Genomic DNA, 14386 nt, shown 5'->3' with positions numbered 1-14386 from the left:
TTTATTAAATGTTAGTTATAATTCACGGTAACAGCAAAACCAGCAGCATTTAGATATGTCCCAACAACTTGTTCCGAACCAACGGTTAGTAAAGCTCCAACAGTGAACTCTTGTGATCCACTAACTAAAGTTCCAGTTGTTCCAATTGAACTTTCAAAAGTACCAACTGACATTGTTTTTGTTCCCGTGCCTGTAGCAGTAGTTGTAAGAGTAAGAGCAGTAGGCAATGTAATTGTATAGGCATAAGTTCCTTCACCTGATACATTAAATTTAGCAGCAGTAGGAGATCCTGTAGTTGTAGTCAATTTAACACCTCCAGTAGCTGTTCTAACACCTAGGGAGCTCAAAGCAAGTGTGCCTCCAGTCGATAAGGTTGCAAAGGAGCCAAAATTTAATGGGGTTGTAGTACTAATTGCAATTGGAGCAACAATAGTTGTCGTAGTATTAGCCGAAGTTGCAGAAGCAGGTGCGTTTTGTGCCAAAACACTTGAACTGAACAGAGCAGACAAAGCCATAATAGATAAAAGTGATGTAATTTTTTTCATGGTAAAAGAATTTGGGGTTAGAATTAAGAAGCAAGTACAGGCTTTGCCTTGATCCTTAATCAATTTAAATAATTTGTTTTGCATTGGCAAAAGCACCAACTACGTTACAAATGTATTTAGTCAGTGTATATATGTAAAACGAAAAGTAACAACTGATATCTACTAAGGCATAAGTGAAAAAAAGAAGAAAAATACTTTTAATAAAAACTAAGAAAAGTTTTATTTTTTAAGGTTGCTTATTTTTAGATTTTAAAGTAAAGTTGATAGTTTAACTAAAATAATTTTAATAATTTAAGCTTTTTTAGAAAAAGGTGTTATATCTGTATTTTTTTTTATTTTTTAAATAAAATTGAATTTCCATTCATTTTAAAAAATAAAAAAAAGAATATTAATCGGGTATAATTCGATCCAGAAATTCTTTTGTAATGGGTTTTTGTTGAAAGGAAACCACATTTGGATCCCTACAAACCTTAGCAATATCGAGATTATCAATTGTGTTTGAAATAATAAATACTTTAGCCTTATTTTTTACATTCAGCGGCAGTTTGTCATAAGCTTCCAGGAATTCAAAACCCGAAAAATGTGGCATGTATAAATCTATAAAAATTATCTGAGGCATCTGGTTCGTATTTTCCTGATTTTCTTCTAAATAAGCAAGTGCTTCACTTGCAAGTGAAAACTCGATGACTTTTTTTCCAAAATTATTGTTGAGAATCATTCGAGAAGAGCAGTAGCGTTCGATGGGATTATCATCAACAATTATTACTTTTTCGAATTTTGGTTCTAACTCGTTTTTCATATTTTTTGTTTTTAAGTGCAATCATAAAGGGAATACTCATCGTTTTTAAAACGAAAAATAAACTCCATTATTTTAGTATGAAATTGTTATTCTTTTAGTTTAATAAATTTATTGAAATCCTCTTGACGTCTTTTGGCTACGGCTAAAAGCACACCATTAGGAAATTCACAGAAATAGCCTTCTTTTTTAGAAATTTTCACTACATGCCGCAGATTAATAATATACGAGTGGTGAATTCTAAAAAAATAGTTGGGATCTAGAATCGCACTGTATTCCCCTAAATTTTTACTGGACATAATCTTCTTCCCATTCCGGAGAAAAAAAGTAGTATATCTTCCTTCGGCCTGGCAGTAAATAATTTCTGCCTTCGGAATGAGTTCAATTTTATCCAAAGAGGATACAGCAACATAATCATTTGGCTGATTTAAGGAGTTTAATAACTCAATGGCCTTAATTTTCTGATTTTGATAGGATCGCTCCATTTTAGTTCTTTTAATTACTTTGTATACAGCTAAAAGCAGAGAATTAAAATCGACGGGTTTTAAAATAAAATCAATCGCATTTTGTCTAAATGCTTTTACAGCATCTTGTTTATTGGCAGAAATAAATACCAGTTTTGGAATACTTAGTTCTAATTCATTGAGCATATCAAAAAAAGTATCTTCTTTAAAGGAAATATCTAATAACACGAGATCTGGTTTTTGTAATTGTATACTATTGATTCCTTCAATTATAGAGGTAGTTTCGTTTACTATTTTAAGAATCATAAAGTTTTCATTCTCAAATTCTTTAATGATTTGTAAAGTGTCTTTTTCTTTCGTAATAATTACGGCATTAATGGGGATCATAGGTGTGTACTTAAGGGATAATTTATCTTTAAAACTGACGAATACCATTAATTTTTAATGTAGAGTATTCATTTTAAGTATAATAGGAAAAAGATAAAATGATAATTTTGTGTTTCGAAAATAAAACAATAAATAGCAATATTATGCAGTAGTTCTTTTAAAAAAAATAAAAGTAATAATCGTTACGTTTCCTGTATTAAGTGTGGTCAAAAAGGTTGTTTTGCTAAAACAGTATCATTTTTTTTAATTTCATTTTGGTGTTTCCATTAACAGAATGGAATTTCCAGTTCTTTATTTGTGCTCGTAAAAGGATTAAGAATTCACAATCAAATAGTAGTCTTTTGATCCGTTTGAAGGTGATTAGAATTCATATATTTTAATACTTTTCAAGCAAGGTAGCATTGATTCTCGATAAAAAGAACTGTTTTTGAAAATATGTGCTTTACTCTGAACCTTCACCCAGATTACCAGTTAGTTATAATCTCGTAGGGGATTTAATTATTATTAATATTATTATAAAATAGACTCGTATTGTTTTTCTAAAGCAATTTTATATTTGTATCCAGAAGCCAATGTCTCGATGATTCAGATAAGAAATCCAGGTAAAACTATTTTGAATTGGCTGAGAAACTAAGTACTTTGCGTGCCAAATAAATTTTATTGTAAACAATTATTTAATGGACGGGAATTTCCAACCATTGATTGATTTTGAGAAACAAAGCAAAGCATTTTAATTAGTGATTCCTTCGCCCGAACATTATTTACCTTTATTATATAGTTGGGATTAAAAGGAAAAAGCAAGGAACTGAGTTTGTTTATTGATAAGTTATTGGCGGGTTCGTTGAGTATGACTTCGGTGAAGATTATGTAGGAAGGTTTTGTGGGAATAAATCTTATATTTGAGCAATAATAAAAGTATTCATTTAACAGACTAATAAAATGAAAATTATGTTGACGCTTGATAATTTAGAAAAAATATTTTCAATAATAACAGGGATATTAACAATATGTATCGCTATATGGGTATTATTTGTTGGTCAATCTCAATTTGAAGAAAATTTAAAAATTTCTGAAAAACAATTAAATTTATATAAAGTTGAAAGACAATTAGCAGTTGAATCTGGTGCTCCAATTTTAGCAATCTCAAAAAGTGGATTTACACCAGTTTTCGAAAATAATTATTATGAATATATTTTTAAACTTCAAATTTTGGGGACAGACCAGCTTATAATATTAGAATTGAATTATATGCAATAGTATATGACAAGAATAATAAATTAAATATTATTGATAAATTTGATGAAGTTTCAGCAAATCCCATGACAAAAAACATGGAATGGGATGTTGGTCGGAATTTTTCAACTTCAATTAGATCTAAAATATATCTATACACAAATATTGAATTTTTGGATATGACTACAAAAAATATCCGAAAAGAATCATATTTGTTCTTTATTCCTGAGCATAAATATTTAAAAGATGAAAAAGAAGGAAGGTTAATTAATGCTTCTTCTGCAGAAAAAGATTTGATTAAAAATTTTATAAAAAATCAATAAAATATATTTGATTAAGATTACTCCTTTTAGAATTTTAAGTTAATCTAGTAAGTGAGGATTTACAGTTCGTACCGCTAAACAAAATAAAAAACACATCACAGCTAGTTTAAGTACAGCTTCTTCTTTTAATAATAATCAATCCCAAAATCAACCCCTCAAAACTACTTATTGTGAAAACACCAGACGATAAAAAATTAGATAATCCTGTTTGGTTTTCGTTATCAGAAACGCATCAAAGTTTTGCGGTAGATTATGGCAATATAAAATTCTATCATCCGGATTATTGTCCGTTTGGTGGTTTTGAAAAAGGAAATGCGATTGCAAACTCTATAGATGAATATTCTACTAAGGTTGACAATTTTTTTATTGTTGGAGAAAAGCCGGAACTTTCAAATCTATTAAAAATAAATAAAGAATTGATTTGTCTTCAAATGATTGTTTACAATCCAATTGATATTGTAATTGAAGACCAAATCATAAAACTTACTGCCGAACATATTGATGCTTTATATAAGTTAGTGAACTTGGTACAACCGGGTTATTTTAAAAATAAAACGGCTTTATTAGGTAATTATTACGGTATTTTCAAAAACGATAAACTTGTTGCCGTGACTGGTGAACGGATGCAAATGAATGATTTCATTGAAGTAAGTGCAGTAGTTACACATCCCAATCATACCGGAAAAGGATATGCTAAACAATTAGTTACGCATGCTGTAAATGAAATTTTCAAGCAAAATAAAACGCCTTATTTACATGTGATTGAAGATAACAGGGGAGCAATACAACTGTACGAAAAATTGGGATTTACAATTAGACGAAAAATTAGTTTTAGGAATATCTCAAAGTAAACTTAGGTTGAGAATTGAGAACAATTTTGTAAATCCTAAAAACATACTAACTTAGCACCCAGCTAACCTGATCATTCCGTTTGGAACTAATAAAAATTAAAAATAAAACTTTGCTACTTTCTTGGTGGCAAAATGAAAAATATAAAAATGAAAATAATAGCAGTTATTCCCGCCCGTTACGCTTCCACACGATTTTCGGCAAAACTAATGCAGGATTTGGGGGGTAAAACGGTCATTTTAAGAACCTATGAAGCAGCCATAAACACGCATTTATTTGATGATGTTTTTGTGGTAACAGATTCAGATTTAATTTATGATGAAATCGTTTCTCATGGTGGAAAAGCCATTCGAAGCATCAAAGAACACGAATCAGGAAGTGATCGAATTGCGGAAGCCGTCGAAAATCTGGATGTTGATATTGTGATTAATGTGCAAGGAGATGAACCTTTTATTGATGCGGAACCTTTGGCAAAAGTCATTGAGATTTTTAGAAATGATTTGGATGAAAAAGTGGATTTAGCTTCGTTAATGCGCGAAATTACAAACGAAGACGACATCAATAATCCCAACAATGTAAAAGTAGTGGTAGATCAAAATGGATTCGCTTTGTACTTTTCCCGTTCGGTAATTCCATATCCAAGAGAGAAAAATGTGGGTGTTCGTTATATGCAACATATCGGCATTTATGCCTTTAGAAAAGAGGCGTTATTAGACTTTTACAGTTTGCCGATGAAATCATTGGAAGCATCCGAAAAACTGGAGCAACTTCGTTATTTAGAATTTGGAAAAAAAATCAAAATGGTCGAAACTACTCATGTTGGAATCGGAATCGATACTTTGGAAGATTTAGAAAAAGCAAGAAAGATGCTTGAGTAAATTAAAAAAACGCAGATTCACAGATTGCTAATTAAATCTGCGAATCTGCGGTTGTGTTTCCAGAAGTTATGAATAGGAGTAATTTTCATTCTAATTTTTCAATTACAATTAATTCATTGTGTATTTCAATTCTGGGTATAGTTCTTATTTTGAAATGATTCTCATAAAATTCAGAAACATATTTTTGATTTCTTATATTTTGGGTTTCATTCAAAATCATCGTATTGAAAAGAATGAAACCTCGACTTTTTAAAAGAAAGCAGATGCGGTTGATGAAAAATGTTTCAAATAAAAAATTGGGCATTGTGGTATCTTGAAAAATATCAATTATAATCAAATCGTATTTATTTTTGGTTTTCAAAACAAATTCAAATGCATCTTCAATAACAATATCAAGTTGGGGTATTTTATCTAAGGCAAAATATTTATTTGCCACCTTAATTATATCCGAATCAATTTCAACTCCGGTTATTTTTCCTTTATATTTAATTTCATCAACCAAGGTTTTTATAACGCTGCCTCCGGCCACTCCCAAAACGAGAATATGTTCCATTGTCGCTATTTTTTCAAAGCCAATGTTTTTTAGACCAATTCTTAAGATTCGTTGTAAACTTCCATACGAATAATTGGCATTTTCAGAATCTAAAACTAACTCCCCATTTGCCCAGGTCACTTCAATCGATTTGCTCAATGATGATTTTGATTGATAAATTTTTATTGGAATAAGGTAACTGAATATTTTTTTTATCATTTGGGATAATTTTGCTCAAAAAATAGTTGAGCTGTAAGACTATTTAACGTAAGATATTTCTAGTTATTATTAAAGCTAATTACTGATACTTCACAAAAGTAAAATAACCAAGTAAACTAATTCTTATAAATTAGTTTTTCGACTTGGTACAAATGTATTGATTATTCTAGTATTGTTATACATTATGGTACGGTCAAATATGTATTAATGACCTAATGAGATAAATGAAAATCACATGATTTTAAAGCAAAAAAAAACCTAAAACAACACGTGCTTTAGGCATTTTCTAACTAAATTGAAAATATTTATTTTGAACAGCTTAGACCACTGTGTTTTTTAAAATTCCAATTCCTTCAATCTCCAATTCCACTACATCACCAGGTTCCAAAGGACGGTGAACTGAAAAGTTATTTTCTATCAAACTTCCCCAACCTACAGTTCCAGATCCTAAGATATCTCCTGGCATAAGGTTTACATTGTTTTCTGAAGCGCGTTCCATCATTTGGGGAAAAGTCCAATGAACGGTTTTATAGTTGCCTTCACATATTGTTTCCCCATTAATTCTGGAAGTCATTTTTATATCGAACCGATCGTCTGTGCTTTTTGGCATAGCCAAATGTTCCGGATGCGATTCCCTTGAAATACTGCAACGGTATTTTTCAAACTCATCTTTGGTAACGATGCAAGGACCAATAGCATTAGCGAAATCCTTTCCTTTATGTGGGCCAAGTGGAACAGTCATTTCATGTTTTTGGATGGCACGGGCTGTCCAATATAGGAGTAGAAGGTAAAATTCCTGAAAAAGGATATTTTTTTCAATAAAAGTTAAAATAATACCAAAAAGATAAAACCAAAAGTTTTTGTTTTTCGTAAGTATAATTAAATCTCTAAAATTATACTTATGAAATTTTTTTTTATTACCTCCGCATTTCTAATCGTCCTATTTGCATCATGCGATAATAATGATTCTAATTCTACTCCAGCAGAATTGAACTTGGTTACCTCAAGTAACACTTCAGGAAAAGTTACATATACTAATTTATTGGCAACAATGCCAACAGTAAAATCATATACGGTGAGTTCAGTAGATGCTGAGGGAATCTCATATAACGGTGAAACAGATGAGATTATAATTGCTTCCAGAACAAATAATCGCTTAGAAACCTATTCAGGATTGAAAACTGCATTTACAGCAGGAACAGATAATTTAATGTTGACATTGAACAGTATTACCGGAGAATTTTCTAATGCGAGAGAAACTGCTATTTCAGGAGATAAAATTGTGGTTGCTCAAGACCAATCGACTAGTAATGGGATGATTAATAAATTATTTGTATATCAAAAAACAACTACAGGTTTTACATTGATTAAAACATATACAACCGATTTTAAACTATGGGGAATACACATGGATGGGGCAGATTTGTATGCTGTTGCTGATTTGACAGGAGATATTGTACAATTCAAAAATTTCATGACTAATGCTTCAGGCAATATTTCAGCTACTAAGCGTGTAACTATTGCAGGTTTAACCCGGACTCATGGAATTACATATTCAGCTTCAGATGATGTTATGATTCTTACAGATGTTGCCAGTGCAACTTCGGCAACTGATGGAGGTCTTGTCATAATGAAAAATTTCTCCAGTATTTTTGCTTCAACAACTACATCAGGTACAATTGCTTTGGCAAACCAAGTTAGAGTTTATGGTCCGAATTCACTTTTAGGAAATCCTGTAGACGTTGCTTATGATAGTGTAACAAAGAATATTTATGTTGCCGAAAGATTTAACGCTGGTGGACAAGTATTGACTTATAGTTATCCAACAACTTCTGGTGATTTTGCTCCCATCAATGTAAGAGCCGAAGCAGGCGTGACTTCGATTTTTATTCTAAGAAAATAGTATTAAGTTTTAAGCTTACTTTTTTAAATAACCCTCAATTCCCGAAATCTGAATTGGGGGTTATTTTTTAATCCGGAACATAACTTTTAAAAGTTCCATTTTTATAAAAAATCACAATTTTATCAATTTCACTCGAATTAGATTCTTTAGCTGTATTTTGAGTTTCCGTATTTTTTGTTTCCAAAACAGTTATCGGATTTGTATTTTTTATTTCTGAGAATAAATTTTCTGGAATACTTTCATTGTTTAATGGAGTAGGAATATTTTGTTTTACAACTTCTTCAAATACAGTTTCTTTTTTATCGATATGCTCTATATTTTTTGGGAATGTTCCTTTTCCATTCAAAATCCAATACAAATCAACATCAGGAAAAACGTCTAAAATTTTAAGGATGAAATCCAGACTTGGCTTATTTCTTCCTGAAAGTAGGTGAGATAAACTCGAACGCTGTACGCCAATTTTATCTGCAAAAGAAGAAGCATTCAGACCGTAATAATCCAGTATAATTTCTAGTCTTTTTATAAAATCGTCTGTGTTTACCATTGTAAATTTTAATTAAAAATAATCGATTTACAAATGTAACTAAATTAGATGGAAATACCAAAATCACAAGTGTAAATAGTATTTATTCCAACATTTTACTTAAAGTTAAATTAGTTATAAATATAATTAATTTATTGATAATTAGCATTTTAATAAATAGCAATATTCTAGATAACATTTGTCAATTGTAGAGGGACTGTTCAGAATAATAGAATGCGAAAAAGTGTTTACATCCTTGAAATAACTTAAATTCAACTTGTTTACAAATGTAAATATAAAGATGTTTACTTTTGTAAATCAAATAATATAGTATGAATTTAGAACAATTATTCAGTCAATATAAAGAAGAATCTATCCACGGACGTTATATTACTTTAGATTCTATTGAGCCTTTATTGCAAAAATTAAATTCCAATAAACAACTAAAAATTATTGGAAAATCAGTCTTAGGAAAATCTATTTATTCGTATCAAATTGGAGCAGGTAGAATCAAAATTTTTCTTTGGTCTCAAATGCATGGAAATGAAAGTACAACTACAAAAGCGCTTTTTGATTTCTTAAACGTGCTTAATGGTAGTTCGGATTTAGCAAAGCAATTGCTGTCGGACTTTACTTTTTGCAGTATTCCAATGTTGAATCCTGACGGAGCAACTTTATATACACGTGAAAACGCGAATAAAATCGATCTTAATCGAGACTCTCAAGATCTTTCTCAGCCTGAAAGTAGGGTATTGAGGGAAACTTTCGAATCTTTTAAACCTGATTATTGTTTTAATCTTCATGATCAGCGCACTATATTTGGAGTTAGTGACACAGGTAGACCGGCAACATTGTCTTTTTTAGCACCTTCATATAATGAAGAGAGAGAAATAAATGAATCTAGATTAAAAGCTATTAATTTAATTGCAGGAATGAATGACGTATTGCAGGCTTATTTGCCAAATCAAATAGGACGTTTCGATGATTCTTTTAATATAAACTGTATAGGCGATACTTTTCAGTATTTAGGTGTGCCAACGGTATTGTTTGAAGCGGGACATTTTGCAAATGATTATGATAGGGAAGAAACAAGAAAATTTGCTTTTATGGCGTTAATTTCCAGTTTCACGATACTTAGCGAAAACGTTATAGTTGATAACGGAATTAATAAATATTTGAATATTCCTCAAAATAAAGTCGTTTTTTATGATTTAATGTATAAAAACATCAGAATAAATTATGATGGTATTGAAAAAATCACCAATTTTGCAGCACAATACAAAGAAGAGTTATTTGAAAATCAGATTTACTTTAACGCCTATATTTCAGAAATTGGCGAATTAGAAAATCATTTTGGTCATTATGTATATGATGCTAAAGGAGCACGCTATAAAGATGACAATGATGGTTTTCCGAAATTAAATCAAAAAGCTGATTTTTACTTAGATAATAACATAAAATTTGTTAACGGAATGATAAAAATATAATATTTATATCATTTTATTAATTTTTATGTATATTTTTATACTTTGTAATAGCAATTATTAATATTAATTAAAGAAATATGAGTAAGTTTCGTTTAGATGAAGTAGATCACCAGATATTAGATATGTTGATTGACAACACAAGAGTTCCGTTTACAGATATAGCAAAAAAATTGTTGATTTCTGCAGGAACTGTGCATGTTAGGGTAAAAAAAATGGAAGATGCAGGAATTATAATGGGATCTTCATTAGTTCTTGATTATGACAAATTAGGGTATTCTTTTATTGCATATGTAGGTGTTTTTCTTAATAATACATCTCAAACAAAATTTGTTTTAGAGCGTATTAATGAAATTCCTTATGTAACAGTTGCGTCTGTAACAACAGGTAAATTTAATATTTTCTGTAAAATTAGAGCTAAAGATACTAAACATGCTAAGGATGTTATCTTCATGATCGATGATATAGAAGGTGTTTACAGAACTGAAACCATGATTTCGCTTGAAGAAAGTATAAATGATAAGAAGCGCTTAATGCATACTATTTTTAAAAATATGTAATTAATTCTTGAACGCTATATTCTAAAAATATAACCTCAAGTTTATTCTTGGGGTTTTTTTATGAAAAATTAACTAACTAAATCAACTATAACTGAATTATGTACACGCTACCTAAAATAGAACGTTTCAATCAAGATGTTCTTTCAAAATATCACATTTATAATAGTGTTTTTATTACATTACCTTTTGATTCTATAGATAATACAGGTGTTTTACTTCCTTTGTTTACAGATGTTTGTGATACAGGTTTTAAAAAACAGGAAACGCCTAAAGAAATAGTCGATTTTTTTGCTAAAAGATATTTGCATAGTGCTTCAGAAACAGAAAAAATTGATTTAATGTTTCGTTTTATTCAATATATCGAACGCCAAATTGTGTTGTTTGATGCTATTGAAGATGCTGCTTTTCCTGTAGTAAATAATATGGAAGGAAGAGGGTCTTTAAGAGATATTAAAGAAAAATCAGAAGCAAAAGAGAAAGAAGAGGAGTTGATTAATTTCTTGGAAGATTTCAATGTAAGAACGGTTTTAACTGCTCATCCTACGCAGTTTTATCCTGGTGCTGTACTTGGTATTATCAATGATTTAACGGATGCTATCCGTAAAAATAATTTACTTGATATCAAGCAATTGTTAGCGCAATTGGGTAAAACTCCTTTTATTCAAAATGAAAAACCGAATCCTTTTGATGAGGCGGTAAGTTTGATTTGGTACCTTGAAAATGTATTTTACAAAACTTCGGGAGATATGGTTCATTATCTTCAGAAGAATATTTTTAATGGAAATTCAATTAAAAATCCATTAATTAAACTTGGATTTTGGCCTGGTGGAGACCGTGATGGAAATCCATTTGTAACTACAGAGATTACTTTGAAAGTTGCGGAACGTTTAAGAACCTCTATATTAAAATGTTATTACATTGAAATGAGAAATTTAAAACGTAAGTTAACATTCTCAGGTGTAGATACTTTAGTTTCAGAACTTGAATCTAAGCTTTATCGTTCTGTTTTTTATTCACGAGGAGAGATTTTTATCACGTTGGATGAATTTAAATCACAGTTAAAAAAAATAAAACAGATAATTATTGATCAGCATCAATCATTATATCTTGATGAGTTGGACGCACTTTTAATTAAAGTTAATTTATTTGGTTTTCATTTTGCCTCTTTAGATATTCGTCAAAACAGTAAAATTCACGATGCTGTCTTTAATGATGTTGTGGAATTCTATTTGAATTCAAATCCTGATGTTTTTCCTGAAAATTATTTTGAATTATCGGAAGAAGAGAAATTTGTAGTTCTTTCTAATGTTAATGGAGACTTAAATCCAAATGTCTTCAATGATGAAATGACCAGATCCACTATTGAATCGATTCAGGCTATAAAAACAATACAGGGGAATAATGGAGAATTTGGTGCCAACCGTTATATTATAAGTAATAATGAAAGTGCGCTTAATGTGATGGAAACTTTCGCGTTATTTCGTTTGAGCAATTGGGAAAGCCCATCGGTTGATATTATTCCGCTTTTTGAATCTGTTGATGATTTACAAAATGCACATGCTATCATGGAAAAATTGTATATAAATCCTGCTTATGCGAAACATTTGGTAAACAGAAACAATAAGCAAACTATAATGCTTGGTTTCTCTGATGGTACGAAAGATGGAGGTTATTTAATGGCAAACTGGAGTATTTATAAAGCCAAAGAAGAGCTTACAGAAATCTCCAGAAAATACGGCATAAAAGCTATTTTCTTTGATGGTCGTGGCGGTCCTCCAGCTCGTGGTGGCGGAAAAACACATAAATTTTACGCTTCATTAGGTCCAAACATTGAAAATAATGAAATTCAGGTTACGGTACAAGGACAAACGATAAGTTCTAATTTTGGAACTTTAGATTCGTGTCGTTATAATTTAGAAAATTTACTAAGTGCCGGTGTAACCAATCAAGTTTTTAGCAAAGGTCAAAACGAATTGTCGACTAACGAAAAAGACATTCTGAATCAATTGGCGGAGTTAGGATATGAAAAATACTTGAGTTTTAAGAATCATCCTAAATTCATCCCGTACTTGGAACAAATGAGTACTTTGAAATATTATGCTAAAACTAATATTGGAAGCCGACCTTCTAAAAGAAGTAAATCGGAAAGTTTAGATTTTGCAGATTTGAGAGCAATTCCATTCGTGGGTTCTTGGAGTCAGTTAAAACAAAATGTACCAGGATTTTTTGGAGTAGGTTCAGCTTTGAAGTATTTTGAAGATACGAATCAATGGAATAAAGTTCAAGATTTATATGACAACTCTTTATTCTTTAAGACTTTGTTAGAAAATAGCATGATGTCATTGGCAAAATCTTTTTTTCCATTAACAGCTTACATGAAAAAAGACCCTGAATTTGGTGTTTTTTGGCAAATAATCTATGATGAATTTTTAGAAACAAAACGTTTGCTTTTGAAAATTGCTGGTCATAAAGAATTAATGGAAAATTACCCTGATGGTAAAGCATCCATACAAATAAGAGAGCGTATTGTCTTGCCATTGTTGACAATACAGCAATATGCTTTGTTGAGGATTAATGAAATCAATAAAGAGAAAAATCCAGATGTAGAGTTGATTAAAGTCTATGAGAAAATCGTAACTCGTTCCCTTTTTGGAAATACAAACGCAAGTAGAAATTCAGCTTAATTGTAAAAAATGAAAACAGATCAATTGCCTGTAAGTGAATATTCTGAATTTAACGCAACTTATATAAAAGCTGCGGAGAATGTTGAAATGATTGAAGAATTGGAAATTTGTCTCCATGATTTTATTCGTTTTGTACAAAATATCCCGATGGATAAATTTAATTACAGGTATGCCGAAGGGAAGTGGACAATCAAAGATATTATTCAACACATCATTGATACAGAACGCATTTTTGGGTATCGTGCGTTGCGAATTTCTCGAAATGACAAAACGCCATTGCCTGGTTTTGAAGAAAACGATTATGTAGACAATACGAATGCAAATAATAGAAATATTCAGGACTTATTAGCGGAACTCTCAGCAGTTAGACAGTCTAATTTGTTTCTTTTTAAAAGTTTTTCGCAGGAACAATTAATGAGAATTGGAACTGCTTCAAATAATGAAATTTCAGTTCGTGCAATAGGTTTTATTCTTATAGGTCATCAAAAACACCATCAAGGGGTTTTTCAGGAACGATATTTATAGGGTATTCGAAACAAGTTGACCAGATTTTTAACTTGTTTTCAAAAGACATTGTATTAGCAGGACTCGTGGAAGGCATCACATAATACGTGATGCCTTTTATTTGGCCAAACTTTTTTTGAAAGTATTTATGGCTTTCTTTTCCGTTGAATACGATTTTAGTTATTGCGGGAAATTCTTTAAATAAGGCTTCAAAATCATTTTCTTTATGATTTTTGATGTGAATATCCAAACTTCCTTTTCTTTCGCAATTTTTCAATACATCCCACAATCCAATTTTGTTGGTTTGCAGTACTTGTATTTTTTCTTCAAAAATTTCTGAGATGGGTAAGTTATCCAGTATAGTATACATTATTTTCCAAAAATGATTCCTTTTATGCGCATAATATTCTAGTTTTTCCAGAGAAGCGATACCAGGCATAGTTCCCAAAATCAAAATTTCTGTTTTAGAATTTACAAAAGGGGAAAATGATTGTATCATAAT

General features: G+C 30.6%; 16 protein-coding genes. 9 read left to right on the top strand and 7 right to left on the bottom strand.

What is annotated here, in order from left to right:
- Window positions 1-11: 11 nt before the first annotated feature.
- The 3 genes from ACNQGG_RS06700 to ACNQGG_RS06690 all read right to left on the bottom strand — a co-directional run bounded on the left by ACNQGG_RS06700 (window position 12) and on the right by ACNQGG_RS06690 (window position 2192).
- Window positions 12-545 carry a DUF4402 domain-containing protein gene (locus tag ACNQGG_RS06700; RefSeq protein WP_417962374.1) on the bottom strand — a complete coding sequence of 178 codons (534 nt, stop codon included), beginning with the start codon at window positions 543-545 and terminating at the stop codon, window positions 12-14.
- Window positions 546-933: 388 nt separating this feature from the next.
- Window positions 934-1344 (bottom strand): response regulator, encoded by a 411-nt coding sequence (locus tag ACNQGG_RS06695; RefSeq protein ID WP_417962372.1) that lies wholly within the window; start codon window positions 1342-1344, stop codon window positions 934-936.
- An 86-nt stretch (window positions 1345-1430) separates the two neighbouring features.
- On the bottom strand, window positions 1431-2192 hold the full coding sequence (locus ACNQGG_RS06690; RefSeq protein ID WP_417962370.1) for a LytR/AlgR family response regulator transcription factor: 762 nt from the start codon (window positions 2190-2192) through the stop codon (window positions 1431-1433).
- A gap of 948 nt (window positions 2193-3140) precedes the next feature.
- On the opposite strand from ACNQGG_RS06690, the gene ACNQGG_RS06685 reads away from it, so the two are divergent.
- The 4 genes from ACNQGG_RS06685 to kdsB all read left to right on the top strand — a co-directional run bounded on the left by ACNQGG_RS06685 (window position 3141) and on the right by kdsB (window position 5475).
- Window positions 3141-3449 (top strand): hypothetical protein, encoded by a 309-nt coding sequence (locus tag ACNQGG_RS06685; RefSeq protein ID WP_417962368.1) that lies wholly within the window; start codon window positions 3141-3143, stop codon window positions 3447-3449.
- Between the two features lie 155 nt (window positions 3450-3604).
- Entirely contained in the window at window positions 3605-3748 is a 144-nt protein-coding gene (locus ACNQGG_RS06680) for a hypothetical protein (RefSeq protein ID WP_417962366.1), read from the top strand.
- Between the two features lie 170 nt (window positions 3749-3918).
- Window positions 3919-4599, top strand: a complete 681-nt coding sequence (locus ACNQGG_RS06675) for a GNAT family N-acetyltransferase (protein ID WP_417962364.1) — start codon at window positions 3919-3921, stop codon at window positions 4597-4599.
- 147 nt (window positions 4600-4746) lie between these two features.
- Complete coding sequence (kdsB, locus tag ACNQGG_RS06670; RefSeq protein WP_416850910.1) at window positions 4747-5475, top strand: 3-deoxy-manno-octulosonate cytidylyltransferase; 729 nt, start codon at window positions 4747-4749, stop codon at window positions 5473-5475.
- A gap of 85 nt (window positions 5476-5560) precedes the next feature.
- On the opposite strand, the gene ACNQGG_RS06665 is transcribed toward kdsB, so the two are convergent.
- Both ACNQGG_RS06665 and ACNQGG_RS06660 read right to left on the bottom strand, forming a co-directional pair.
- The gene (locus tag ACNQGG_RS06665) at window positions 5561-6226 is read right to left on the bottom strand and encodes a spermidine synthase (RefSeq protein WP_417962362.1); all 666 of its coding nucleotides are present in this window, start codon (window positions 6224-6226) and stop codon (window positions 5561-5563) included.
- A 319-nt stretch (window positions 6227-6545) separates the two neighbouring features.
- Window positions 6546-7034, bottom strand: coding sequence for a fumarylacetoacetate hydrolase family protein (locus ACNQGG_RS06660; RefSeq protein WP_417962429.1), 489 nt, complete (start codon window positions 7032-7034; stop codon window positions 6546-6548).
- Between the two features lie 93 nt (window positions 7035-7127).
- Here ACNQGG_RS06660 and ACNQGG_RS06655 point away from each other — a divergent pair, with 93 nt between their 5' ends.
- Window positions 7128-8129 carry a hypothetical protein gene (locus tag ACNQGG_RS06655; RefSeq protein ID WP_417962360.1) on the top strand — a complete coding sequence of 334 codons (1002 nt, stop codon included), beginning with the start codon at window positions 7128-7130 and terminating at the stop codon, window positions 8127-8129.
- A gap of 67 nt (window positions 8130-8196) precedes the next feature.
- Here ACNQGG_RS06655 and ACNQGG_RS06650 read toward each other — a convergent pair whose 3' ends face one another.
- Entirely contained in the window at window positions 8197-8673 is a 477-nt protein-coding gene (locus ACNQGG_RS06650; protein WP_417962358.1) for a helix-turn-helix domain-containing protein, read from the bottom strand.
- 311 nt (window positions 8674-8984) lie between these two features.
- Between ACNQGG_RS06650 and ACNQGG_RS06645 the strand changes: the two genes are divergently transcribed.
- The 4 genes from ACNQGG_RS06645 to ACNQGG_RS06630 all read left to right on the top strand — a co-directional run bounded on the left by ACNQGG_RS06645 (window position 8985) and on the right by ACNQGG_RS06630 (window position 13905).
- A complete protein-coding gene (locus ACNQGG_RS06645) occupies window positions 8985-10139 on the top strand; it encodes a M14 family metallopeptidase (protein ID WP_417962356.1) in 1155 nt (384 codons plus the stop codon).
- 77 nt (window positions 10140-10216) lie between these two features.
- Window positions 10217-10696 (top strand): Lrp/AsnC family transcriptional regulator, encoded by a 480-nt coding sequence (locus tag ACNQGG_RS06640; RefSeq protein ID WP_035672404.1) that lies wholly within the window; start codon window positions 10217-10219, stop codon window positions 10694-10696.
- Window positions 10697-10794: 98 nt separating this feature from the next.
- Window positions 10795-13380, top strand: a complete 2586-nt coding sequence (locus ACNQGG_RS06635) for a phosphoenolpyruvate carboxylase (RefSeq protein WP_417962354.1) — start codon at window positions 10795-10797, stop codon at window positions 13378-13380.
- Between the two features lie 9 nt (window positions 13381-13389).
- Window positions 13390-13905 (top strand): DinB family protein, encoded by a 516-nt coding sequence (locus ACNQGG_RS06630; protein WP_417962352.1) that lies wholly within the window; start codon window positions 13390-13392, stop codon window positions 13903-13905.
- On the opposite strand, the gene ACNQGG_RS06625 is transcribed toward ACNQGG_RS06630, so the two are convergent.
- Entirely contained in the window at window positions 13853-14383 is a 531-nt protein-coding gene (locus ACNQGG_RS06625; RefSeq protein WP_417962350.1) for a DNA-deoxyinosine glycosylase, read from the bottom strand. The two genes, ACNQGG_RS06630 and ACNQGG_RS06625, sit on opposite strands and share 53 nt — an antisense overlap.
- Between the last annotated feature and the right edge of the window lie 3 nt (window positions 14384-14386).

This window comes from Flavobacterium esculini (assembly GCF_048284325.1).
Classification (GTDB): domain Bacteria; phylum Bacteroidota; class Bacteroidia; order Flavobacteriales; family Flavobacteriaceae; genus Flavobacterium.
Note: the sequence above shows the minus strand (reverse complement) of the source record. Positions and strands in the feature narration are given on the sequence as shown.